The following is a 23237-nucleotide window of genomic DNA, read 5'->3' on the forward strand; positions in this document are numbered from 1 at the left end:
AGGGAGGCTTCCCGTGGCCCCCGACCCTTGCCACCCCCCCCGATCCCCGCCCGGCCGCGCCGGCGCGGCCTGGCGGGCTCGTGGCGGTCCTGGCTTTCGCCGGGATCGTCACCGCCTCGATGCAGACCCTGGTCATCCCGCTGGTCCCGAAGCTCCCGGCGCTGCTGGGCGCCTCCCCCGCCGACGCCACCTGGGCCGTGACCGCCACCCTGCTCGCCGCCGCCGTCGCCACCCCGGTGGTGGGACGGCTGGGCGACATGGTCGGCAAGCGCCGGATGTTGCTGATCAGCCTCGCCCTGCTGACGGTCGGCTCCGCGATCGCCGGCCTGTCCACCGGCCTCACGCCGATGATCATCGGAAGGGTGCTGCAGGGGCTGTCGGCCGGCGTCATCCCGCTCGGCATCAGCATCATGCGCGACGAACTGCCGCCCGAACGGCTCGGCGCGGCCACCGCGACCATGAGCTCGTCCATGGGCGTCGGCGGCGCCGTCGGGCTGCCCACCGCCGCACTGATCGCCGACAACGCCGACTGGCACGTGCTGTTCTGGATCTCGGCCGGGCTGGGCGCCGTCGCCGCGGTGCTGGTGCTCACCCTCATCCCGGAATCCCGCGTCCGTACGGGCGGCCGCTTCGACTTCATCGGCGCCGCCGGGCTGTCGACCGTCCTGGTGTGCCTGCTGCTGGCCATCTCCAAAGGCTCCGGCTGGGGCTGGAGCAGCGGCCTGACCATCGGGTTGCTCGCGGCGGCCGTCATCGTGCTCCTGGCGTGGGGGTGGTGGGAGCTGCGTATCCGGCAGCCGCTGGTGGACCTGCGCACCAGCGCCCGCCGCCAGGTGCTGCTCACCAACCTCGCCTCCGCCACGTTCGGGTTCGCGATGTTCGGCATGTCCCTGGTGCTGCCGCAACTTCTGCAACTGCCCACCGCCACCGGCTACGGGCTCGGCCAGAGCATGCTGGCCGTCGGCCTCGTGCTGGCGCCCCAGGGCCTGGTGATGATGGTCGTCTCCCGCTGGTCGGCCCGTATTTCCGCCGCCCGGGGCCCGAAGGTCACCCTCATGCTCGGCGCGCTCGTGGTCGCCGCCGGGTACGGCCTGGCCGTCGTGCTGATGTCGGCCATCTGGCAACTCGTCCTGGTCTCCTGCATCCTCGGCGCCGGCGTCGGGCTCGCCTACGGCGCCATGCCCGCCCTCGTCATGGCGGCCGTCCCGGTGTCGGAGACCGCCGCCGCCAACAGCCTCAACACCCTCATGCGCGCCATCGGCACCTCCGTCTCCAGCGCCGCGGCCGGTGCCGTGCTCGCCACCCTGACCATCACCGTCGGCGGCGCCGCCCTGCCCTCCCAGGACGGCCTGCGCATGGTGCTCGCCATCTGCGCCGGCGCCGCACTCGCGGCGCTCGCCATCGCCGCGTTCCTGCCCAAGCGACGCTCCCCCGGCGGCACGACCACCCACTGACCACACCTCCGGCATTCCCTCGGAAGGAGAACATCCATGGCCACATTCGTCCTCGTCCCCGGCGGCTGGTGCTACCGGCGAGTCGCCCGGATCCTGCGGTCGGCAGGGCACGAGCCATGACCCGCGTCGGCGACCGGGCCCACCTGCCGCGCCCGGACATCGACGCCGGCCACGACCTGATGATCACCGAACCCGGGGCCGTCACCGGCCCGCTCCTCCGAACCGTGAAGGACCCATCGTGAAAGTCACCATCGACCAGGACAAGTGCTGCGGCGCCGGCACGTGCGTGCTGCTCGCGCCGGACGTGTTCGACCAGCGCGACGACGACGGCATCGTGATCCTGCTGGACGAACGGCCGTCCGACGACCTGCACCCGGTGGTCCGCGAGGCCGCCGACGTCTGCCCCGGGGCGGCGATCTCCGTGAGCGAGGGCGCGTGACCGCCCCGGACCACGTGCTCGTGGTCGGCGCCTCCGCGGCCGGCCTGGCCACCGTGGAGGCCCTGCGCCGCAAGGGGTACGCGGGCCAGGTCACCGTGCTGGGCGCGGAACCGCACCTGCCCTACGACCGGCCGCCGCTGTCCAAGCAGGTCCTGTCCGGCGGCTGGGAACCCCAGCGGGCGCAGTTGCGATCCATGGACGCGTTGAACGCGCTGGAGGCGGAGTTCGTGTTCGGCGACGCGGCGACCGGGCTGGACGTCCCGGGCCGCGCCGTGCGCACGGCATCGGGGCGGGTGCTCAGCGCTGACGCCGTGGTAGTGGCCACCGGACTGCGGCCCCGCACGCTGCCGGGACAGGACGAGATGGCCGGCGTCCACCTGCTGCGCACGCTGGACGACGCGCTCGCGCTGCGGACGGAACTGCTGTCATGTGCCCGCCTGGTGGTGGTCGGGGACGGCGTGCTCGGCGCCGAGATCGCCGCCACCGCCCGCGGCATGGGCGTGCCGGTCACCCTGGCCGGGCCGCAACCGGCGCCGCTGGCCGGCCAGCTCGGCCGGCCCGCCGCCGGGCTGCTCGCCGAACTGCACGCCGAGCGCGGGGTGGGACTGCGCCTCGGCACCGCCGTCCGCGGGCTGACCGAACGGCACGGCCGCGTCACCGGTGTACGCCTGGAGAGCGGCGACGTGCTGCCGGCCGACGTCGTCGTGGTCGCGCTCGGCTCCGTACCGGCGACGCGATGGCTCGACGGCAGCGGGCTCGACCTGGACAACGGGGTGGTGTGCGACTCCCGCTGCCGCGCGGCCGACGGCATCTACGCGGCCGGCGACGTGGCCCGCTGGCGGCACGAAACCCTTGGCGGGCTCGTACGGCTGGAGAACCGTACCAACGCCACCGAACAGGCGATCGCCGTCGCCGGCAACATCCTCGGCGACGACCGCGCCTACACGCCGATCCCCTACTTCTGGACCGACCAGTTCGACGCCAAGATCCACGTACACGGAACGCTCTCCCCGGACGCCGACGTGTCCATCGTGGAAGGCTCCCCGGCCGAGCGCCGCTTCGTCTCGGTCCACCGCCGCGACGGCCGGACCACCGGCGTGCTGGGCTGGAACATGCCCAAGCAGGCCCGTCAGCGCCGGCAGGAACTCACCGGGACCTCCCTGCTCGCGGGCTCGGCGTAAATCTCGTCCCCGCCGGCTGTGCCATGAGACCCGCCCGAACATCCATCTGAAGACTTTTCCAGGAGGAAACAGTGACGACCATCCCGGAGTACGACATCGCCAGGTCGGCGACGTGCCCGATGGACCCGGCGCCCGCGATGCGCGCCCGGCAGGAAGAGGGCCCGCTGACCCGGGTCCGGTTGTGGGACGGCAGCACCCCATGGCTGGTGACCGGTCACGCCGAGCACCGCGCGCTGCTCGGCGACCCCCGGGTCAGCGTCGAACCCGCGCGCGGGATCCCCGCGCTGTCCCGGGCCGAGGCCGCGTCGATGGAGAGCATGGCCGCTCAGGAGGGCTCGGGCGGGATCGGGTTCATCATGATGGACGATCCCGAGCACGCCCGGCTGCGGCGGATGGTCACCTCCGCGTTCGCCGTCAAGCGGGTGGAGGCGATGCGGCCGGCCACGCGGGAGATCGCCGACGACCTGATCGACCGCATGCTCGCCGGGCCGAAGCCCGCCGACCTCGTCGAGGGGTTCGCGCTGCCGCTGCCCTCGCTGGTGATCTCCAACCTGCTCGGGGTGCCGTACGAGGAGCACGAGTTCTTCCAGAGCAACAGCAGGACCATCATCAACCGCAACTCCACTCCCGAGGAGCGGGGCGGAGCCCAGCGGCGGCTGACCGGGTACCTGGATCAGCTGATCGGTGAGAAGCTCGCCAAGCCCGCCGACGACCTGCTGTCCGGGCTGGTCGAGCGGGTCAAGGCCGGGGAGCTGACCAGGCCCGAGGCCGCCCAGATGGGTGTGCTGATGTTGTTCGCCGGCCACGAGACCACCGCGAACATGATCACCTTGGGCACCCTCGCCCTGCTCCGGCACCCCGGCCAGGCCGCCCTGCTGCGCGACGGCGACGACCCGAAGGCGGTCGCCGCGGCGGTCGAGGAACTGCTGCGCTACCTGACGATCACCCACGGCGGGCTGCGGCGGGTCGCCCTGGCCGACATCGAGATCGCCGGTCAGGTCATCAAGGCCGGCGAGGGCATCATCGCCGTGAACGAGACCGCCAACCGCGACCCGTCCGTCTTCCCCGACCCCGACCGGCTGGACCTGCGGCGCAACGCCCGGCTGCACGTCACCTTCGGGTACGGGATCCACCAGTGCCTCGGCCAGCCGCTGGCCCGGATGGAGCTGCAGGTCGCCTACACCGCCCTCCTGCGGCGGATTCCCGGCCTGGCGGTGGCCACCGGCATGGAGAACATCCCGTTCAAGCACGACGGATTCATCTTCGGCGCCTATGAGCTGCCCGTGACCTGGTGAGGACGACCATGATGAATACCGGTTCGGATATCGGCTGAGCTCCCATATCGATATTGGACCATTGCCCGGATGGGCTGCTCTGATGGTCCGCATGACGCAGCCTCGCACGGTGTTGGGCGCCGCCTTGTTACTGTCCGCCGCGCTGAGTGGCGCGTGCGCCGCGGAGTCCCCGGCGCCGCCCACCGCGACGAGCGCGGCCCCCGCCACGCCGGAGGTCATCGTGCGTGACGACCTGCGGAGCGTGTTCGGGAAGGCGGGGCTGCGGGGGTCGTTCGCCATGGTGGACGTGGCCAGTGGCCGTACCACGGTGGTGGACCGGGCCAGGGCGGAGAGGCGGCTGGCCCCCGCGTCCACCTTCAAGATCGCCCATGCGTTGATCGCGCTGGAGACCGGAGCGGCCAAGGACGAGGACGAGGTCATCCCGTACGGAGGCGAGCCGCAGCGCCTGCCGAAGTGGGAGCGGGACATGACACTCGGCGAGGCCATCACCACGTCCAACGCCGCGATCTTCCGCACGCTCGCTCACCGGATCGGACCGGAGAAGGAACGGCAGTGGCTCCGGCGGCTGGGCTACGGCAACGGCCAGGTCGGCAAGGACATCGAGCGGTTCTGGGTGGACGGGCCGCTGAAAATCTCGGCGGTCGAACAGGGGCGTTTCCTGTCGCGCTTCGCCGGCCTGCGGCTGCCCGTCGCGAAGAAGAACCTGCTTCTCGTGCGCGACATGCTGAAGGTGGAACAGAAGAACGGCTACACCCTGTACGCCAAGACCGGCTGGAGCGACACCTTCGACCCGCAGATCGGCTGGTGGGCCGGCTGGGTGGAGAACGGCGACCGGATCTCGGCCTTCGCCCTCAACCTCGACATCACCACCGACGCCGACGCCGAACAGCGCATCCCGCTGGCCCGCGATCTCCTCAGGGCCCTCGACGCGCTGCCCTGATGCCCTGCGTCAATCCTCGGCCCGGCGCACGTTGAGGAGTTTCGCCCACTCCTCGACGTTGCGGATTCCCGGGCACAGCAGGCCGCTGCCCGCCTTGTGCGGAAAAATCATCTCGCGGGCGGGCGGCGGCCCCGGCTAGATTCGCTAAGGTGTCCGAACCCCTCGAGATCGCGTGTGACGAATCCGGCTCCGAGGGCGAGAAGCTCGTCGGCGGCAACAGCGACGTCTTCACCCACGCCGGCGTGCTGATGAGCGCCGAGGCGGCGGCCGGCTGCGTCGCCGAGTTGCGCGAGCGGGCACCGACCCCGGCCACCGAGTACCGCGCCGGCCACGTGCTGCGCGAGAAGTACCGTCCGGCGCTGCTGTGGTTGCTCGGCCCGGACGGTCCCGTGCTCGGCAACGTGCGCGTGTTCCTGACCGACAAACCCTTCTACGTCGTCGGCAAGGTCGCCGGCCTGCTCCAGGAGGACCACGCGCCGCGCCTCGGCCTCGACCCGCGCGCCGAGGCCACGGCCGTCACGCTCTACCGCGAGGGCGGGCGCGCGTTCGGGGCCGAGCGGTGGAACGCCTTCCTCGACGCGTTCAACTACCTGCTGCGGGCCAAGAACGGCCAGGGCGTCACCGCCTCGGCCGAGGAGACGTTCCGCCTGGTGGACGAGCTGCGCGGGGCGGGTGGGGCGGCGGGCGCGTTCATGGAGGAGCTGTGGCGGGCCCGGCCCAGGATCGCCGCCTTCCGCGAGCGGCTGCTGGCCGACCCGTACGTCTTCCCCGCGCTCGACCCCCTCATCCCCGCCATCGTCTCGGCCGTCACGCACTGGGGCGCCGGCGGGCCCGTCACGGTCGTGCACGACAGGCAGACCACGCTGACCGACGAACGCATCGCCCAGCTGCGCGAGATCCTGGGCGGCCGGATGGCCGGGCTGCGGCTGGTCGACTCGGAGCTGGACGAACGGGTGCAGATCGCCGACGTGATGGCCGGCGTCGCCCGCAAGATCGCACTCGACGAGCTCAACGGCCGGGCCGAGCCCGGCCTGACCGCGCTGATGCGGCCCTACCTGGACGACTCCTCCATCTGGGGCGACGAACGCAGCCGCGCCCTGCTGCTCCCCGGCGGGGTCACGGCCCGGTAAACACCCCCATTGACCTGGTAAAACGCCCAACCCCGACCTCTATCGCGACGAATTGCGACGCTAGAGTTACTTGTTGTGACTGACACCAAGCGTCTGGAAATCACCTGGCCCGGCATCGGCATCACCGTGGCCGCCGAACTCGACCGGCGCAACCCCGCACTGGCCCAATGCCTGTGGGACGCCCTGCCCTACCGCAGCCTGCAGGGACACGCCCTGGTCGCCGGATACCACCTGTACCACCTCGCCCCGGCCCACTCCCTGCTGCACACCGAGGCCCAGTACCGCGTGGACCGGCGCACCGTGCCCGACGGCACCCTGTTCTGCTCCCGGCTGCAACACCTGGGCATCAAGTACGGCGAGCTGACCGAACCCATGATGGCCACGCCGATCGGCCGGGTCATCGAGCCCGACCTCGACGCCCTGGCACAGGCCGGCCGCGAGGTGTGGCACTCCGTCTACACCACCAAGGAGCCCGTCATCGCCGAGGTCAGCCGCGCCGGCCAGCCCGCCGGGCACGTGCTGCCGCGCCTGCCCATCGGCGACCCGGAGCTCAACCAGCTGGCCAAGGAGGTGCACGCCGAGACCGTACGCATCTGGCTGGACCCGCCGCAGGAACTCCTCGACCTGCACGCGGGCCGCATCCCCTCCGGCGCCGGCAGCTACGAGACGGTCCTGACCACGCTGCTGTTCGTCAACGGCGAGACCCGCCCGCTCGGCTACAGCTGCTACGGCGGCCTGGTACGCGCCGCGCTCGACGGCATGCCCATGCCCTGGCTGCGCCAGATGACCAGGCAACTCGCCCACACCCCGGCCGAATTCCTCGGCTACTGCGGCCTGGACCGCCTCTGGGACTTCACCCAGCGGCTCCTGGCCGGGCTGGAGCGGCTCGACTGCCACGAGGACTTCGCCGCGATCATGGCCCACATGGCGCTCTACTGCAACTGCCTGGGCGGCTGGAACCTGCACCTGTTCCCCTGGGAGGCGGGCGCGCACCTGCGCCGGCTGCAGGCGGGCGCATGAGCGCGGGCACCCGGGTGGTGGTGATCGGCGGCGGCGTCATCGGGCTGTCGATCGCCTTCCACCTCGCCGAGGCCGGGGTCGAGGTGACGCTGCTGGAACGCGGCGCGCTCGGCTCCGGCTCCTCGCGCGCCACCGCCGACGTGGTGCGCTCCTACTTCGCCGGCAACCCGGTCAGCTCGGCGCTGGCCGTACGCAGCCTGGCGGCCTACCGCGCCTTTCCCACCCGTCCCGGCACGCGGTTGCCGCTGCGCAGGGTCGGCTACCTGGTGCTGTTCACCGAGGCCGAGCAGGTCGCCGCCTACCAGGCCGACCTGCCCGCCCAGCAGGCCGCCGGGGTGGACGTCGAGCTCATCACCGCGGAGGAGGCCCGACGGCACAACCCGCTCATCGGCGACCTGCCGCTGGTGGCCGCCGCGTACTCGCCCGACGCCTACGTCTCCGACACCACGGCCATCGTCACCGCCTACGCGCAGGCGGCCGAGAGGGCGGGGGCGGTGCTGCGTACCGGCTGCCCGGTCACCGCCATCGACTCGGAAGCCGGGCGCGTGCAGACCGCCGACGGGGAGATCTCCGCCGACGCCATCGTGTGCGCCGCGGGCGCCTGGTCGGCCTCGCTCATCCGCTGCGCCGGCGTGGACATGCCGCTCACCGAGCCGATCGAGCAGGAACTCCTCACCACCGACCCACTGCCCCGCACCGTGCTCGACCGCCCCGAGGTGCCGGTCACCGTGCACCCCGCCAGCGGCCTGCTGATCCGCCTGCGCGAGGACCGGCTGCTCATCGGCATGGGCTATCCGGGCCCCGACCGCGAGTCCTGGCGGCGCGAGGTGGCCGAGCGGGTCGCCGAGGTCTACCCCGGCCTGGCCGGGATCGGCCTGCACACCGCCGTCACCGGGCTGCGCGACGCCAGCCCCGACAAGACCGCCTTCATCGGCCACCAGCCCGGCCCGCCCGCCTTCCTGTACGCCACCGGCTTCTCCGGCCACGGCCTGTGCAACGCGCCGGCCGCCGGTGAGCTGGTCCGCGACCTCTACCTCGACCGGGACCCGGGCCTGGACGTGGCGGCGCTGGCCATCGGCTCCCGACGAACGGGGCAACCATGACCGACCACACACCCCGCACCGACCGCCCGGCCCGCACCGGCAGTTCCAGCGGTTCCGCCGACGCCGACGCTGAGGGCACGTCCGGCAGTTCCGCCGGCGCCAACGCTGAAGGCAGTTCCGGCGACGCCTGCCGCTTTGTTCTCGATCCGGCCACCGGCGACATGCACGGCGACAACGACCGGCTGCGCCAGGCCGGCCCGCTCGTGCCCGTGACCGCCGAGGGCGTGCCTGTCTGGGCCGCCACCCAGTACGCCACGCTGCTCGCCATCCTGACCCACCCCGACATGTCCAGGGAGCTGCACCACTGGACGACCGGCCGGGACGCCATGCCGGCCGGCACGGCCATCGACCGCATCGTCACCGACACCTCCATGCTCAACGCCGAGGGCGAGCGCCACCGCCGGCTGCGCATGCCGCTGACCGCCGCGTTCTCCCAGAGAAGGCTGAACGGGCTGCGCCCCCGCATCGAGGAGCTCACCGCCAGGCTGATCGACGGGCTGGCGGAACTGCCGCCGGACGAGCCGGTGGACCTGCGGCTGGAGTTCGCCTACCCGCTGCCGCGCGAGGTCATCTCCGAACTGATCGGCATCCCGGCCGCCCACCAGGACGACCTGCACCGGCTCACCGACGCCGTCGCCCAGGTCGGCGACCTGGAGGACTCGCCGGCACTGCGCAAGGAACTGCTCGAACTGCTCGACAGGGTCATCGACGAGCGCCGCGCCACGCCCGGCGAGGACCTCATCACCGACCTGTTCAAGCTGCACGACCAGGACGGCGGCCGGCTGTCGGAAGAGGAGCTGTTCGCCACCATCGAACTGCTGTTCATCGCCGGGCACGTGACGACCGTCAACCTCATCACCAACGCCATCGGCGCCCTGCTCAACCAGCCCGGCCAGCTCGACCTACTGCGTTCCGGGCAGTGCCCCTACAGCGCGGCCGTGGAGGAGACACTGCGCTGGGACTCGCCCATCGCCTACTTCCCGATGCGCTACGCCGTGCGCGACGTCGACATCGATGGTGTACGCCTGCGTACCGGGGAGCCCGTGCTGGCCTGTTTCGCCTCCACCGGGCGCGACCCTGAGCAGTACGGCGAGCACGCACACCGCTTCGACCTCACCCGCCCGCAGTCCAGCCACCTGGCCTTCGGGCACGGCCCGCACTTCTGCCTCGGCGCGCCACTGGCCAGGCTGGAGGGCGAGATCGCGCTCCAGGCGCTGTTCGGGGCCTTTCCCGGCATGAGGCCGGCCGTGCCGGCGCAGGAACTGCCGCCGGTGAACACGCTGCTGGGCAACAGCACCCGCACCATGCCGGTCCTCCTGGGCCCACGCGCCACCTGACCACCCGCCACTTTCCCCCCACTGTCTGACCGCCCATCGGCTGCCCCGCGAACACACACGACCACCCGGCTACGCGCACGCCACGGTCCCGTTCTACGCTCCAGAGACGACGATTGGAGCCACCGCCGTGCCACAGCCCGACCTGCCACCGGCCACGCCCATGCGCCTGGCCACCACCATCCGCCCGTACGACTGGGGCTCGGTCACCGCCCTGCCCGAGTTGTTCGGCACGGAGCCGACAGGGAAACCGCAGGCCGAACTCTGGATGGGCGCCCACCCCGGCGCCCCCTCGACCGTCGGCGGCGTCCCGCTGGGCGACCTCATCGCGCGCGACCCGGCCGCCACGCTGGGCGAGCCGGTCGCCGCCAGGTTCGGCCCCGCGCTGCCGTACCTGCTCAAAGTCCTGGCCATCGAGCGCCCGCTCTCCCTCCAGGTCCACCCGACCACCGAGCAGGCGCAGGCCGGTTACGCCGAGGAGAACGCCCGCGCCATCCCGCTGGACGACTACGCCCGCACCTACAAGGACGCCTCGCACAAACCCGAGATGGTGTGCGCGATCACGCCCTTCCACGGGCTGTGCGGCTTCCGGGCGCCCGCCGACGCCGCCGATCTGCTCGACCGGCTCGGCCTGCCCGGCCTGCGGCCCTGGATCGACGCGCTCGGCGGCGGCGAGCCCGCCCGGGCGCTGCGTACCGTGTTCGCCGCGATGCTGGACGACGCCGCGCGCCCCCTGCGCGCCGAGGCCGAACGGGCCCTGCTGGACTCGCGCGATCCCGGCCTGGTCGTGTACGGCGACATCGCCCGCGCCTGCCCCGGCGACCCGGGCATCATCGCCGCCCTCCTGCTCAACCACGTCCGGCTGAGCCCCGGCCAGGCCCTCTACCTCGGCGCGGGGGTGCCGCACGCCTACCTCGGCGGCATCGGCGTCGAGATCATGGCCAACTCCGACAACGTGCTGCGCTGCGGGCTGACCTCCAAGCACGTGGACGTGCCCGAACTCATGCGCGTCGTGGACTTCACCCCGTCCGCCCCGCACCTCGTCGAGCCCGCGCGGGACGCGCCCGGCGCCTACGACTACCGGCCTCCGGCGCCGGAGTTCGCACTAAGCCGATACGAGCCGGCCGGGGACGAAGGCCGTTCGCTGCCCGGCGGGCTGCCGCAGATCGTGTTGTGCGTCGAGGGCGAGGTCCGGCTCGGGGAGGACCTGACGCTGCGGCCGGGACAGTCCGCCTTCATCCCGGCCGGTGCTCCCTCGACGCGGTTCTTCTGCAAGGGCACGATGTATCGCGCCCGGCCCGGCGCCTTTACATTGTAGATTTCTTATGCGCGGCGGAGCTTGAGCACGTTGTCCGTCCGGGTGCCCGGCTGCCCGTCCGGGCTCTTCTGGGCGCGCTCGAAGTCTTCGCTGCGCAGTACCTCCCACTCCCCCTCCGCCGGCTTCAGCGAGTCGAACACCTCCTGCGGCGTGGGGAAGTCCATCGCGGGGTGGTCGTGCTGCCAGGTGGCCCAGCCTCCGTGCCCGGCCACCAGCAGCACCCCGCCGGGCGCCACGGCGGCGGCCGCCCTGCGCAGGATCTCCTCGCGCGGCATCTCGTTCGGAGAGTGCAGGTAGCACGCACTGACCAGGTCGTAGGCACCCTCGGGGAAGGAGGCCCGGAAGTCGTGCCGCTGCCAGTCGATCCGGTCCCCCACGCCCGCCTCCCCGGCCTGCCGGGCGGCGCGTTCGAGCGCGACGCCCGAAATGTCGGCGGCGGTCACCTGCCAGCCCCGGCCCGCGAGCCAGATCGCGTCGCCTCCCTCACCGCAGCCCAAATCGAGCGCGCGGCCCGGCGACAGGTCGGAGACCTCGCGAACGAGCACGACGTTGGGATCGCCGCTCCAGATCCGCTCACTCTCGCCGTAACGCGCGTCCCAGAACTCCTCCTCCGTGACGGGCTCCCCTTCAGGGGCGGCGGTGGCGTCGGCGGTGACGGTGGCGGTGGCCGGGGTGGTGGCGGTGGCGGCGCGGTGGGCGGCCACGGCGGTGCGGGTCTCCTCAGCTATCAGGTCCGCGTTGATGGACGCTCCCGCGCGTACCCCCGCCGCCGCGGCGCTGACGACCTGGTCCATGACGTTGTGCGCGTTGCCCGCCACCCACACCCCCGGTACCTCGGTCTTCCCCATCTGGTCGGCGGGGATGTAGGTACCGATGACGTGGCCGGCCATCTCCTGCTCGGCCGTCTCCAGCCCGAGCCCCGCCAGCCCTTCCATCCGGGCGTTCATGACGGTGCCGACGGCCAGCGCCCGGCAGGACACCTCGCGCCCGCCGGCCAGCCGCAGGCCGCCGAGCCGGTCGCCGTCCAGCACGACCCCGCTCACCTCCCCCTCGACCACGGCGATGCCCCTGGCGGCGAGTTCCTCGCGCGCCTCCGGTCCCGGCTCGGGCATGGTGTGCAGGAAGAGGGTGATCTCCTCGCTCCACTGACGCCACAGCAGCGCCTGGTGCACGGCCTGCGGGCCGGTGCCGATGACGCCGATGGGCTGGTCGCGTACCTCCCAGCCGTGGCAGTACGGGCAGTGCAGCACCTCGTGCCCCCACCGCTCGGCCAGCCCCGGCACCTTCGGCAGTTCGTCGACCAGGCCGGTGGCCACCAGCAGCCGGGCCGCCTCGACCGCGGAGCCGTCCGCCAGCCGGACGCGGAAACGCCCGTCGCCGAGCCGCTCCGCCTCCACGACGGTGCCGGTCACGATGTGCCCGCCGTACCCGGCCACTTCCTCGCGCCCCCGGGCCAGCAACTCCTGCGGCGGCACGCCGTCGTGCCCGAGGAAGACGTGTACACCCTGCGCCGGGGCGTTGCGCGGCCGCTCCGAGTCGATCACCAGCACCTTGCGGCGGCCACGCGACAGCGTGACCGCCCCGCTCAGCCCGGCGGCCCCGCCGCCGATCACCACCACGTCGTAGGTCGCGTCCATGCCATGGCTCCTTACTTCTCACGTTTGCGAACAGTGCCGCCACTGTGCGCCCGCGATGGACGATTTGACAAATGCCGTTGCCGAAATGGCAATCTGGGCCCATGGAACTCGACGACGTGCTGGAGGCGGTGGGTCCCCGGCTCCGGGCGCTGCGCCAGGAGCGGGGCACGACGCTGGCGGAGCTGTCGCAGAGCACCGGCATCTCGGTCAGCACCCTGTCGCGGCTGGAGTCCGGCGGGCGCAAGCCGACCCTGGAGCTGATGCTGCTGCTGTCCAGGGCCTACCAGGTGCAGCTCGACGAGCTGGTCGACGCTCCCATGACGGGCGACCCGCGCGTGCACCTGCGGCAGGAGAAGCGCCACGGCGTGACCTACATCCGGCTCAGCCAGCGGCCCGGCGGGCTGCAGGCGTTCAAGCAGATCTACCCGCCGCGGTGGCCGGGCTACGAGCCCGAGCAGCAGGTGCACGAGGGCTACGAATGGTTGTACGTGTTGTCCGGGCGGTTGCGTCTGCTGCTCGGCCGTCATGACGTGGTGCTGGCGGCGGGTGAGGTGGCCGAGTTCGACACGCGGACGCCGCACGCGTTCATCAACCCCGACGACCAGCCCACCGAGGTCCTGGCCCTGTTCGGCCCGCAGGGCGAACGCATGCACATCCGCGCCCGCCCCACGGCCGCCGCCAAGTGACGCGAGCCCGCCCCACCGCCTCCACTCAGCCACGCGAGCCCGCCCCACCACCTCCGCCGCCCGATGAGGCCGCCACCGCCACGGCTACGGCCAAGTGACGGTCAGCCGGGGAACGCCGTCAGGTCCAGTCCGGCCAGGCGGTCCGGGTCGGCGAGGATGTCGATGGCGACGATGCGCCCGTTCGTGATCGTGAAGCTCATGACCGCCGACGGCTTGCCCGCCAGGGTGTTGACCACTCCGGCCAGCCCGTTGACCAGCGCCGGGTACCCGGTGGACGGCGACTGCCCGCGGAACGTGAGCGCCTGCCCGGCCACCTTCGCCGCGCCGCGAACCTCCGCCAGGCCGCCCCCGGTCAGCGCGCCGGCGTCGGCGCGCAGCACCACGTCGGGGTCGAGCACGGCCAGCAGCCCGGCGAAGTCGCCCTGGTGTGTGGCGGCGATGAACGCCTCGACGACCTGCCGCTGCCGGGCCAGGTCGGGGTCGGGCACGGGGGCCGCCCCGCGTACCCTGCGCCGGGCCCGGCTGGCGAGCTGCCTGGCCGCGGCGGGCGAGCGCCCGACGATGGGCGCGATCTCCTCGAACGGCACCGCGAACATGTCGTGCAGCACGAACGCCAGCCGCTCGGCCGGGGTGAGCGACTCCAGCACCACCAGCAGCGCCAGCCCGACGGAGTCGGCCACCAGCGCCGCCTGCTCGGGGTCGGGCCCGCCGGCCGGGCTCACCACCGGGTCGGGCAGGTGCGCCTCCAGCGGTTCCTCGCGGCGCGAGGTGCGGGCGCGCAGCATGTCGAGGCAGACCCGGCCGACGACCGTGGTGAGCCAGCCGCTCAGGTTCTGCACCTCGCCGGTGTCGGCGCGGCTGAGACGCAGCCATGCCTCCTGCACGGCGTCATCGGCCTCGCTGAGCGAGCCCAGCATCCGGTAGGCCACCGCCTTCAGGTGCCCGCGGTGCTCCTCGAACCGGCCTGCCAGGAACTCGTGCTCGTCCATCCCGCTCCACCTCGCCATCTCGGTCATCACCACTCTGACGTTCCGAACGGGGTGGATGTGACGGGGGTCAGCGTTCCAGGCGCTCCCTGAGGACGTTCTTCTGGATCTTGCCGGTCGAGGTCTTCGGCAGCTCACCGAAATGGATCGCTTTGGGGGCTTTGAAGTGGGCCAGGCGGGCGCGTACGTGCTCGATGAGCTCGGCCTCGGTGACGCTCGCCCCCGCCGCCAGGCTCACGTAGGCGACGGGCACCTCGCCCCAGTGCGCGTCCGGCCGCGCCACGACCGCGGCCTCCTGCACGCCGGGATGGCCGACCAGCGCGTTCTCCACCTCGACGGAGGCGATGTTCTCGCCGCCCGAGATGATCACGTCCTTGGCGCGATCGACGAGCCGCACGTACCCGTCGGGGTGCACCACCCCCAGGTCTCCGGTACGGAACCAGCCGTCCGGCGCGGCCTTGGCCGTGGCCGCCGGGTCGCGGTGGTAGCCGGCCATGACGTCGTTGCCGCGCACCGCGATCTCGCCGATCGTGGCGGCGTCGGCCGGCACGTCCCCGCCGTCCTCGCCGACGACCCGGATCGGCTGGGCGATCACGTTGCCCACGCCCTGGCGGGCGGCCAGGGCGGCCGACTCCTCGACGGGCAGGCCGCGCCACTCGGGCTGGGGCTGGCAGATGACGGCGGGGCCGTACGTCTCGGTGAGCCCGTACAGGTGGATCATGTCGATCCCGGCCTGCAGCGCCCGGCTCAGCAGCGCGGGGCTCGGGGGCGCGCCGCCCACGCAGGCGAGCAGCCGCGGCTCCAGCGGGCCGGTGGGCGCGTCGGGGTGGGCCAGCAGCGAGGTCAGCACGGTCGGGGCGCCGCACAGGTGGGTGACGCGGTGGTCGCGGATCAGCCGCCACGCCGGGCCCGGCTCCACCTTGGGCAGGCAGACATGCCGCGCCCCTGCCAGCGTCACCGCCCAGGGAAAACACCATCCGTGGCAGTGGAACATGGGCAGCGTCCACAGGTAGCTGCTCGCGGCGTCCAGCTTGGTGTGCAGGGCCATGGCCAGGGCCTGCAGGTACGCGCCGCGGTGGTGGTAGACGACCCCCTTCGGGCGTCCCGTGGTGCCGCTGGTGTAATTGATCGACAGCGGCGCCAGCTCGTCCTCCACCGGCTCCAGCCTGGGCTCGGCCGTACCCAGCAGCGCCTCGCACTCAGTGGCGGACACCAGCCTGATCGCCCCCGCGACCACCCCGGACCCCGACCCGAACGCGGTCACGCCTGTCTCCGCCGCCGCTGCGTGGGCCAGGCCGGTGAGGGCGTCGTCGTGCAGCAGCACCGACACCTCGGCGTGGTCGAGGATGTAGGCCAGCTCGCCGGCGGACAGGCGAATATTCATCGGCACCATGACCGCGCCCGCCGCCGGCACGCCGAAGGTGGCCTCCAGCAGCAGGTGGCCGTTGGCCGCCAGCACCGCCACCCGGTCCCCCGGCCGCACCCCGATCCCGGCCAGCGCGCCCGACAGCCGTAGCACGCGTTCCGACAGTTCGGCGTAGGTCAGCTCCAGGTCGCCGTCCACGACCGCGAGCCGCGGCCCGAACACGGCCGCCGAGCGCCGCAGAAAGCTCGTGGGGGTCAGGGGCTCGTACGAAAGGCCGCGCATCCGCGATCTCCTATCCAGAAAAGGTGACGGCTGCTGCCATTGTGCGATGGCCATGCAGACCGGCGGCAGTCGTCCCATCGACCGATGCCCGGAAAACCGCAGGAGCCCAGGACCGTCCAAGCCTGCCGGTCTCCCTGCGGTCTCCCCCGGCTTCCGTCACCGTGTCCTGCGCGTTTTGCTAGCGATCGGGGACACTGACCATCCGGGAGAAGGCGTCCGGGGTCACGATCGGGATGCCGTAGGCGCGGGCCTTGCGCGCCTTGCCCGACATGGTGTCCGGGTCCGCGGCGACCAGCAGCCGGACCCGCTTGGTGACGTTGGGGTGGGCCCAGGTCGCGCTCGGGGTTGACCAGCGTGCTCCAGTCGCCGGTGATCCGCCCGAGCGGGTCGAGCAGGACGACGGCAGACTTCGATGATCCGGTCGTGCCACGACGGCCGCAGTCCACCGCTTCCGGACGGGCCCCTCTCCGCCAACACTCCCTGCGCCGGGAAGCGACGTCCACGCAGGTGGCGGTGCCCCAGCTTCACGGCTCTGGGGCACCTTGTCATCCTGTCCTTCTTGATGCGTAGGACCGTCCCCAGCCGTGCCGCAGTTCGCCCGAACAAAGTTGCCGGCGCGAACCGTCTGCTGCGCCCAGTGACCGATACCGCTCGCCTACGGTTGGAGCGTAGCCCGCGCGGTAGAGTTGCGTCCCGATGTCCGCCGGCTTCTTCGAGCTGCGTGGCGAGTGTGCCGCCGGCTCGTCACGGGGGCAGGTGGTCGATGACCGTGGCGGCCCTGGGTTTCGTGCCCCTGACCGTCACCACGAGGTTGCTGACCCGAACCCATATGGTGTCCTTCTTCTGGAACGCCTCGTCCCCCAGGCCCTTCACGATTTTGAATGGCTTGCTCCTGTAATGGGCGAACATCGCCTTGGCCACGGCGATCCCGCTCTTGCCGCCCCACGCCGGTGCGTGCCGTACCATGACGCCGGAGCGACACGAGGTCGCCGACAAGGGCTCGCCCCCCACCAGCGAACACGCGTACGGCGCCGCGGCGAACCGTCCGTCGGACGGGTTGGCGACGATCGGCGCCGGCCGCTTCACGGCCTCCGCCACCCACAGCGCGGCCTTCCGCGCATCGTCACGTTGCCGTTGGTCGGCCTGGGCGGACCCGCCTCCGAACGAGCTGCCATATCGGACGATGATCACCACATTACTGAGCCGGTAGCCCAGAACCGTGTTGGAGGTCGGCAGGTCGTAGACGACCGACTCATCACCCACTCCCGGAAAGGAGTTCGCAGCCGGGTCGGGGGTCTTGGTCAGTCCGGCAACCCACCACGAGTCACCTGATGGGTTCTGGAGATACGCGCGAGCTTGCGTGATGTCGGCGGCAAGATGAAAGCTGACGACGAGGTAGTAAGCCGACGCCGCCGGCAGAGGAGGACCCGACGGCTGCCAGACACACGCCGGCCCGCTGTAGGCTCCGCGGGCGAGCGGAACCAGCTGTTCCGCCTGCTCAGCGGTGAGCAGGGCGCACGGATCGAGAATCCTGGTGTACCTGCCTGGCCCGGTCTCCTGCGTGATGGACGCCTGCGGAGTGCGGGCGGCCTGGGAGGGCTTCGCGGGCGGATCCGCCGAGCATGCGGCGGTGAGCAGCAGGAGGAGGAGTGCCGCGAGCAGCCGTACGCGCGTCATGACAGACCTGCCACGATCCACCGGGCGGCCTGCTCGGCACGGGCCGGGTTCGTCGCCTTGACCCTGCCGATCAGGTTGGCCTTCCTGAAGATCACGGTGTTCCGGTCAGCGAGCGCCTCGTCCGCGATCCCGGCGGTCACCGACGTGTCCGTCTTCCAGTGGGAGACCATCTCCTTCGCCTGAGCGATCCCGTCGCCTGCCGGACCCCGCTGGGGTGCCCAGAGCTGCACGACCAGCCGTGGGTCTTTTAACAACTCTCCCCAGTCACAGGTGCCGGGCTCGCTGCCCAGCGGCTGGATCTTGCCGGCTTTCAGCTTCTTGATCTGTGCCGGGGTGAGCGTGGCGCACGCCAGCGGGGTCTCCGCGAAAGTGCCCGGAGGTGGCGTGGCGGTCCGCTCCGGAGGGCTCATCCGCCCGAGCGCGGTGGCCATGCGCTTGCTCACCTCCACCGCGCCCCGGCGCAGACGGTTCGCGCTCACCCGGCCGTCGATCCCGGAGTAACCGACCTCCAGGAGCACGTTGCCGACGCGGAAGACGACCTCGGCGTGCTCCAGCCGCTTTGAGGGAATGGCGAGGAGACCGACCTCGAAAGCCTCATCACCGACGCCCGCCACCGCGCGTGCCGCCGTTCTGGTCGCGGAGCGCCGGTCAGCGGTCGACACTCTGATGGCGGGATCCGACCAGATCGTCAGCTCGGATGGACGCAGGTCTTCGGCGTGCCGCTTCCGGTAGATCTCGTGCGTCCGCGCCGAGGTGCGGGTCCACGGTTCCACGTCCTTGTCGGTCCCATAAGTCTGAAGCAGTTCCTCAGAGGTCCAGAGAGATCCCTCCCCATTCGCCCCGACCGGCCGGACCTGGAGCCCCACACCCGGGCTCGCCCAGACGCAGTGGATTCCGTCATGCTCGACCTTTGCATCCGGTACGAGCCGCTTGACCAGGCCGGCGTCGACTACCGAGCAGAAGTCGATCGGAACGGGAAACCTCGGCTGGGCCGCCCCCGGCAACGGGTCGAGCCACAGCAGCAACGCAATCATCAGCCGCACAACCCGGCACGCTAACCGCCAGCGGTATGTTCCGGGTATACCGCCCACGCCTCTCCGATCCCGGGCCGAGCGCGACTGTGTGAGCGCCGGTGGCCGTACCCACCCTCACAGGAAGCCGGAGGCGATGCTCAAGGCGAAGGAGCCGAGCTTGTCAGCGGGCAGTGTGGCGACGATGCGAGTTTCCTGTCTGCTGTTCGCCGTGATGACCTGGCCGGTGGACGGGCACCAGCCGACCGCGCGGGACGGCGCCGCGCCGATGAGGTGGCATGAGGTGCTGCCCGGCTTGCCTGGACGCCTGCGTGGGGCTGCTGTCCAGGGCATCGATGCGGTGAGGCAGGCAAATGAGGTTCTTGATCGCCGGTGGTGAGGTGGCCAGGCTGCCGTCGGTGCACTTCCCTGTGATGTCGGGCTTCGCCGTGTCCCGGGTCTGAGGGCAGGTGTCTAGAAGTGCTTGATGGCCTCGGGAGGTTGAGGCATGTCCCGGGCGAGCAGGGCATGTAGTTCCTCCTCGGTGATGAGATGCACATCGCACAGAATTCGAGCCGACTGGTGCCAGCGCTTGCGTGCCTCTTCCCGCCGCCCGAGATCGTGCAGGGTGTCGCCGAGCCCCCACAGGCAGACGGCCTCCGTCGCGCGGTGACCGGCCTTGCGCAGGAGGTCGGCCGCCCTGCGGTATTCGGTCTCGGCCTCAGTGAGCCTGCCGGCGCGTCGGTACGCCTCGGCCAGCGTTTCGGCCGCCGTTCCCTCGCCGTAGGGATTGTCGAAGTCCGGCCAGATCTCCAGGCTTCTTCGGCCCGCGTCGATCGCGTCGTTCAGCCGGCCCATTCTCATCAGCACCCCGGCCTGACCGTTGAGTACCATCGCCTGGTAGTCGCGCAGGCCGCCGGCCGCCGCTGTCGTCAGCGACTCGTCGAGGGTGACAAGCGCCTCCTCGTACCGCCCCAGCTTGCCGTAGGTCGTGCCGAGGTTGTTGAGGGTGCCCGTCTTGCGCAGGGGCAGGCCCGCGCGGTCCCAGCACACGAGGGCACGCTCGAACTCCTCGACCGCGGACTCGAAGCGACCTTGGTTCTTGAGGATGCAGCCCAGCTGATTGTGCCCTCGGGCCTGGCCCGCCCAGTTGCCGGTCTGGACGGCCACCCGCAGGGCCTGGTGATGGATCTCGGCCAGGTCGACGAGCCAGCCCCGGTGGCTGAAGGGCCCGTTGAGGCCGGCGGCGAGCCCTTCGACCGTACCGGCATCGTCGATGCGGGTGGCGGCCTGCCGGGCGACGGCGATGAGGTTGCCGCGTTCGAGCTCGATCCAGTCGATCGCCTCCTGCGGAGTGTTCAGGCGAAGGCCCGGCTGGTCGGCTCGGAGGTTTCTGACGATGACGGAGGTGGGGGCGAGCAGGAGGCTGGCCGTCCGGGTGGTGGCGAGGTAGTGGTGAAGCGCGCGGCGGAGTGCGGCCGCACGCCCCGGCGCGGGCAGTTCGCGGGCGTAGAGGCGGACGAGGTCGTGCATCCGGTAGCGGCCCGGCCCCGCCGATTCGAGTAGGCGGGCGTCCATGAGGCGGTCCAGGACGGTCTCCACCGCGTGCTCGGGCCGGTCGGCGAGGGCGGCGGTGGCCGCCGGGGTGTAGGTGGGCGTGTCGAGGAGGCCGAGCAGGGCGAACAGGTGGGCGGCGTCCTGGCCGGCGGGCTCCTCCTTGAGGTGGTGGAGGCTGACCGCGATGCCGGCGCGTACGGCCAGGTCGTCGTACTGCAGGAGGTCCAGGCGGCGGGTGGCGTCGGCGAGCCGGTCGGCGAGGTAGGACAGCGTCCAGTCGGGGCGGGCGGCCAGGCGTGCCGCCGCGATGCGCAGGGCGAGGGGCAGACCTCCGCAGAGCCGTACGATCCGCCCGGCGGCCTCCGGTTCGGCGTTGACCCGGCCGGGGCCGGCGATCCGGGCCAGCAGCGCGGTGGAGTCGGACGGGTCGAGCTCGGGCAGGGTCAGATGGCTCGTACCGTCGAGTGAGGTGAGAACCTGCCGGCTGGTGATGAGGACGGCGCATTCCGGGCCGGCGGGGATGAGCGGGCGGATCTGGCGGGTGTCGAGGGCGTTGTCGAGGATGATCAGCACGTTCCGCGCCGAGGTGAGGGAACGGTAGCGGGCCGCGGCCTCCTCGATCGCGGACGGTATGGCGGAGCCGTCCAGGCCGAGCGAGCGCAGGAGCCGGCCGAGCGCCTCGATCGGCGACAGCGGCCGGAGGCCGTCGGTGGCGCCGTGCAGGTCGAGATAGAGGACGCCGTCGGGGAATCGGGCGGCCATGGTGTGGGCGACGTGAATGGCCAGGGCGGATTTGCCGATGCCGCCGGGTCCGTCGATCACGGTGATGGCGGGTCCGGGGGGCGCGGCTATCGGTGGTCCGTGGACGGGGATATCGGTGGGTCCGGGGGCAAGGCTGTCGGTGGAGGCGAGCGCCGCGCGGAGGCGGTCGATCTCGGTGGCGCGGGCGGTGAAGGCGCGGGTGTCGGCGGGCAGTTCGGCAGGCGTGTACGTTTCGCCGGCCGTGACCCGCTGGGCCGGGGTGGTCAGGTCGAGGGCGGGGTCCTTGGCCAGGACGGCCTGGTGCAGGCGGCTCAGGCCGGCGCCGGGTTCGATGCCGAGTTCGGAGACCATGAACCGGCGAATGTCCTGGTAGACGGCGAGCGCCTCGGAGGGGCGGCCGGCGCGGTGCAGGGCGAGCATGAGCTGGGCGGCGGGGCGTTCGCGTAAGGGGTGGGCGCGGACGTGGGCGGCCAGGTCGGCGGTCAGCGCGTGGTGGTCGCCGGCGGTCAGGCGGAGGTCGGCGTGGTCCTCCAGGACTGTGCGGTGTTCCTCTTCCAGGCGGGCGGCTTCGATGCGGGCCCAGGGGTGGGCCAGTTCGGCCAGGGGCCCGCCCCGCCACAGCCGCAGGGCCGTGCGGAACAGGGTGTCCGCGGCGTCTGTGTCCCCTTGCGCCTGGGCGGTGCGGGCGCGTTTGGCCAGGCGGGTGAACTGGTGGGCGTCGACGTGGACGGGGTCGAGCGCGAGCCGGTAGCCGCCGGGGCTGGTCTGGATGATCTCTTCGGCGGTGTGCGGTGCGAGCGTTTCTCGGAGTTTGGAGACCACGATGTGGAGCTGTTTGGCGGCGGTCGCGGCGGAGCCGTCCCCCCAGATGTCGGTGAGGATCCGCTCGGCGTGTACGGCCTGCCCGGCGTCCACGGCGAGCCTGGCCAGCACGCCGATGCGTCGTGGCCCGGTGAGCCGGACCGGTACGTCACCGGCCAGGACCTGCCACGAGCCGAGGAACCTGATCTCCAGCGCCATGCGCAGCGCTCCCATCCTTTCGACGGAGTCGGCATTGTAACGAGATGATCGGGGCTCATGCGCGGCGATGACGGACGAGAGGCCCCCGCCGCCCAAGTCCGGCATATCACCTCACCGCCGTTCCGCACCCCCGCAAGAGCCTCGACGATCTCCGCGCACGCCGGCACGATCCCGTCCCGCGCATGCCGGCGGCGGGCCCGTTGACAGCGAACAGTCACTCTATTACGTTTGTCAACAAATCTAATTTACTGGCAAACGTAGCTCGATCGCGGAAGGATCCACGTGCCTGTCTACGATCTCGACCACGTCACCCTGGGCGTACGCCACCTCTACGAGAGCGCGGAGCGACTGCGCCGCGAAACCGGACTGCGGAGCCACGAAGGGGGATGGCTGTCGATCATGCCCACCGCTCATCGGGTCATCCCGCTGCCGGGCGACGCCTTCATCAACGTCGAGTCGGTGATCGACCACTACGCCGAGCTGCCGGCCGGGGTCGACGCGTTCCGCGCCTGGTTCGAGGAGACCACCCGGCGCGGCGACCACTGGATGACCTGGAACCTCCGGGCGCGCAGCCACGCCGACCTTGAGGACGTGGCGCGCCGCCTCGGTGGCGAGGTCGTGACGTCCCCGGGCGCGCGGCGGCCTGACGGATCGTCCGCGACCACGGTCATGGCGCCCGGCGATGCCGCGCTGACCTGGGCGCGCGGGCTGCCGAACTGGTACTACCACGACGACATGGACCAGCACCCGGCCCGCCGCGCGCCGATGACGCACGAGCGTCCCGTGCTCTCGGTCGCCTGGCTTGAGCTCGGTGGCGACCCGGCGGAGGTCGAGGAGCACATCGGCACGGAGACGTTCGAGGCGCTGCCCCTCCGGTTCGTCGCGGAGCACGCGGGCCTGCACGGAGTGGGCCTCAGCACCGGGGACGGACAGGAGATCGCCATTCGCGCGGCATCGGGCGCGGCCGGCCTCGCCGAACTCGCCGCCCGGGCCCGCTGATGGCGGATCGGGAGTCCTGGGTGGTGTAGGCCGGCCACAAC

General features: G+C 71.8%; 21 protein-coding genes. 13 read left to right on the forward strand and 8 right to left on the reverse strand.

Features of this window, described 5'->3' with window-relative positions; all coding sequences use genetic code 11:
- Positions 1 to 119: 119 nt before the first annotated feature.
- From AB0I81_RS51760 to manA, 11 genes are all read left to right on the forward strand, one after another.
- On the forward strand, positions 120 to 1454 hold the full coding sequence (locus AB0I81_RS51760) for an MFS transporter (protein WP_360675377.1): 1335 nt from the start codon (positions 120 to 122) through the stop codon (positions 1452 to 1454).
- A gap of 116 nt (positions 1455 to 1570) precedes the next feature.
- Positions 1571 to 1696 carry a hypothetical protein gene (locus AB0I81_RS51765; protein ID WP_360675016.1) on the forward strand — a complete coding sequence of 42 codons (126 nt, stop codon included), beginning with the start codon at positions 1571 to 1573 and terminating at the stop codon, positions 1694 to 1696.
- Positions 1693 to 1893 carry a ferredoxin gene (locus AB0I81_RS51770; RefSeq protein WP_360675019.1) on the forward strand — a complete coding sequence of 67 codons (201 nt, stop codon included), beginning with the start codon at positions 1693 to 1695 and terminating at the stop codon, positions 1891 to 1893. The genes AB0I81_RS51765 and AB0I81_RS51770 overlap by 4 nt, the downstream gene beginning before the upstream one ends.
- Positions 1890 to 3074, forward strand: a complete 1185-nt coding sequence (locus AB0I81_RS51775) for an FAD-dependent oxidoreductase (protein ID WP_360675022.1) — start codon at positions 1890 to 1892, stop codon at positions 3072 to 3074. The genes AB0I81_RS51770 and AB0I81_RS51775 overlap by 4 nt, the downstream gene beginning before the upstream one ends.
- A gap of 71 nt (positions 3075 to 3145) precedes the next feature.
- Entirely contained in the window at positions 3146 to 4369 is a 1224-nt protein-coding gene (locus AB0I81_RS51780) for a cytochrome P450 (protein ID WP_360675025.1), read from the forward strand.
- Between the two features lie 91 nt (positions 4370 to 4460).
- A complete protein-coding gene (gene blaOXA / locus AB0I81_RS51785) occupies positions 4461 to 5309 on the forward strand; it encodes a class D beta-lactamase (protein WP_360675028.1) in 849 nt (282 codons plus the stop codon).
- A gap of 149 nt (positions 5310 to 5458) precedes the next feature.
- Positions 5459 to 6439 carry a hypothetical protein gene (locus AB0I81_RS51790; protein WP_360675031.1) on the forward strand — a complete coding sequence of 327 codons (981 nt, stop codon included), beginning with the start codon at positions 5459 to 5461 and terminating at the stop codon, positions 6437 to 6439.
- 75 nt (positions 6440 to 6514) lie between these two features.
- Positions 6515 to 7459 (forward strand): hypothetical protein, encoded by a 945-nt coding sequence (locus tag AB0I81_RS51795; RefSeq protein ID WP_360675034.1) that lies wholly within the window; start codon positions 6515 to 6517, stop codon positions 7457 to 7459.
- Positions 7456 to 8562, forward strand: coding sequence for an FAD-dependent oxidoreductase (locus tag AB0I81_RS51800; protein WP_360675037.1), 1107 nt, complete (start codon positions 7456 to 7458; stop codon positions 8560 to 8562). The genes AB0I81_RS51795 and AB0I81_RS51800 overlap by 4 nt, the downstream gene beginning before the upstream one ends.
- Entirely contained in the window at positions 8559 to 9899 is a 1341-nt protein-coding gene (locus AB0I81_RS51805) for a cytochrome P450 (protein ID WP_360675040.1), read from the forward strand. The genes AB0I81_RS51800 and AB0I81_RS51805 overlap by 4 nt, the downstream gene beginning before the upstream one ends.
- A 127-nt stretch (positions 9900 to 10026) precedes the next feature.
- Positions 10027 to 11214: a mannose-6-phosphate isomerase, class I gene (gene manA / locus AB0I81_RS51810; RefSeq protein WP_360675043.1), complete on the forward strand. Its 1188-nt coding sequence runs from the start codon at positions 10027 to 10029 to the stop codon at positions 11212 to 11214.
- 5 nt (positions 11215 to 11219) lie between these two features.
- Here manA and AB0I81_RS51815 read toward each other — a convergent pair whose 3' ends face one another.
- Positions 11220 to 12851, reverse strand: a complete 1632-nt coding sequence (locus AB0I81_RS51815; RefSeq protein WP_360675045.1) for a bifunctional NAD(P)/FAD-dependent oxidoreductase/class I SAM-dependent methyltransferase — start codon at positions 12849 to 12851, stop codon at positions 11220 to 11222.
- A 101-nt stretch (positions 12852 to 12952) separates the two neighbouring features.
- Between AB0I81_RS51815 and AB0I81_RS51820 the strand changes: the two genes are divergently transcribed.
- Positions 12953 to 13537 carry an XRE family transcriptional regulator gene (locus AB0I81_RS51820; protein ID WP_360675048.1) on the forward strand — a complete coding sequence of 195 codons (585 nt, stop codon included), beginning with the start codon at positions 12953 to 12955 and terminating at the stop codon, positions 13535 to 13537.
- Positions 13538 to 13638: 101 nt separating this feature from the next.
- On the opposite strand, the gene sigJ is transcribed toward AB0I81_RS51820, so the two are convergent.
- The 7 genes from sigJ to AB0I81_RS51855 form a co-directional block, all read right to left on the reverse strand.
- Positions 13639 to 14526: an RNA polymerase sigma factor SigJ gene (sigJ, locus tag AB0I81_RS51825; RefSeq protein ID WP_360675051.1), complete on the reverse strand. Its 888-nt coding sequence runs from the start codon at positions 14524 to 14526 to the stop codon at positions 13639 to 13641.
- 67 nt (positions 14527 to 14593) lie between these two features.
- Entirely contained in the window at positions 14594 to 16171 is a 1578-nt protein-coding gene (locus tag AB0I81_RS51830; protein ID WP_360675054.1) for a long-chain-fatty-acid--CoA ligase, read from the reverse strand.
- 178 nt (positions 16172 to 16349) lie between these two features.
- Positions 16350 to 16601, reverse strand: a complete 252-nt coding sequence (locus AB0I81_RS51835; RefSeq protein WP_360675056.1) for a hypothetical protein — start codon at positions 16599 to 16601, stop codon at positions 16350 to 16352.
- A gap of 314 nt (positions 16602 to 16915) precedes the next feature.
- Entirely contained in the window at positions 16916 to 17848 is a 933-nt protein-coding gene (locus tag AB0I81_RS51840) for a DUF3558 family protein (RefSeq protein WP_360675059.1), read from the reverse strand.
- Complete coding sequence (locus tag AB0I81_RS51845) at positions 17845 to 18891, reverse strand: hypothetical protein (protein WP_360675061.1); 1047 nt, start codon at positions 18889 to 18891, stop codon at positions 17845 to 17847. Before AB0I81_RS51845 ends, AB0I81_RS51840 begins: the two co-directional genes overlap by 4 nt.
- 105 nt (positions 18892 to 18996) lie before the next feature.
- Positions 18997 to 19212, reverse strand: a complete 216-nt coding sequence (locus AB0I81_RS51850) for a hypothetical protein (RefSeq protein WP_360675064.1) — start codon at positions 19210 to 19212, stop codon at positions 18997 to 18999.
- A gap of 120 nt (positions 19213 to 19332) precedes the next feature.
- Entirely contained in the window at positions 19333 to 22212 is a 2880-nt protein-coding gene (locus AB0I81_RS51855; RefSeq protein WP_360675067.1) for a BTAD domain-containing putative transcriptional regulator, read from the reverse strand.
- Positions 22213 to 22479: 267 nt separating this feature from the next.
- On the opposite strand from AB0I81_RS51855, the gene AB0I81_RS51860 reads away from it, so the two are divergent.
- Complete coding sequence (locus AB0I81_RS51860) at positions 22480 to 23196, forward strand: VOC family protein (RefSeq protein WP_360675069.1); 717 nt, start codon at positions 22480 to 22482, stop codon at positions 23194 to 23196.
- Positions 23197 to 23237 lie beyond the last annotated feature (41 nt).

This window comes from Nonomuraea sp. NPDC050404, assembly GCF_040655495.1.
Lineage (GTDB): Bacteria > Actinomycetota > Actinomycetes > Streptosporangiales > Streptosporangiaceae > Nonomuraea.

Excerpts from the sequence above, each read along its gene's own strand:
- AB0I81_RS51830 (WP_360675054.1), bottom strand. The coding sequence starts at position 16,171 with ATGCGCGGCCTTTCGTACGAGCCCCTGACCCCCACGAGCTTTCTGCGG.
- AB0I81_RS51840 (WP_360675059.1), bottom strand. The coding sequence starts at position 17,848 with ATGACGCGCGTACGGCTGCTCGCGGCACTCCTCCTCCTGCTGCTCACC.
- AB0I81_RS51815 (WP_360675045.1), bottom strand. The coding sequence starts at position 12,851 with ATGGACGCGACCTACGACGTGGTGGTGATCGGCGGCGGGGCCGCCGGG.
- AB0I81_RS51805 (WP_360675040.1), top strand. The coding sequence starts at position 8,559 with ATGACCGACCACACACCCCGCACCGACCGCCCGGCCCGCACCGGCAGT.
- AB0I81_RS51800 (WP_360675037.1), top strand. The coding sequence starts at position 7,456 with ATGAGCGCGGGCACCCGGGTGGTGGTGATCGGCGGCGGCGTCATCGGG.
- AB0I81_RS51765 (WP_360675016.1), top strand. The coding sequence starts at position 1,571 with ATGACCCGCGTCGGCGACCGGGCCCACCTGCCGCGCCCGGACATCGAC.
- AB0I81_RS51820 (WP_360675048.1), top strand. The coding sequence starts at position 12,953 with ATGGAACTCGACGACGTGCTGGAGGCGGTGGGTCCCCGGCTCCGGGCG.
- sigJ (WP_360675051.1), bottom strand. The coding sequence starts at position 14,526 with ATGGACGAGCACGAGTTCCTGGCAGGCCGGTTCGAGGAGCACCGCGGG.
- AB0I81_RS51855 (WP_360675067.1), bottom strand. The coding sequence starts at position 22,212 with ATGGGAGCGCTGCGCATGGCGCTGGAGATCAGGTTCCTCGGCTCGTGG.
- blaOXA (WP_360675028.1), top strand. The coding sequence starts at position 4,461 with ATGACGCAGCCTCGCACGGTGTTGGGCGCCGCCTTGTTACTGTCCGCC.
- AB0I81_RS51850 (WP_360675064.1), bottom strand. The coding sequence starts at position 19,212 with ATGCCCTGGACAGCAGCCCCACGCAGGCGTCCAGGCAAGCCGGGCAGC.
- AB0I81_RS51760 (WP_360675377.1), top strand. The coding sequence starts at position 120 with ATGCAGACCCTGGTCATCCCGCTGGTCCCGAAGCTCCCGGCGCTGCTG.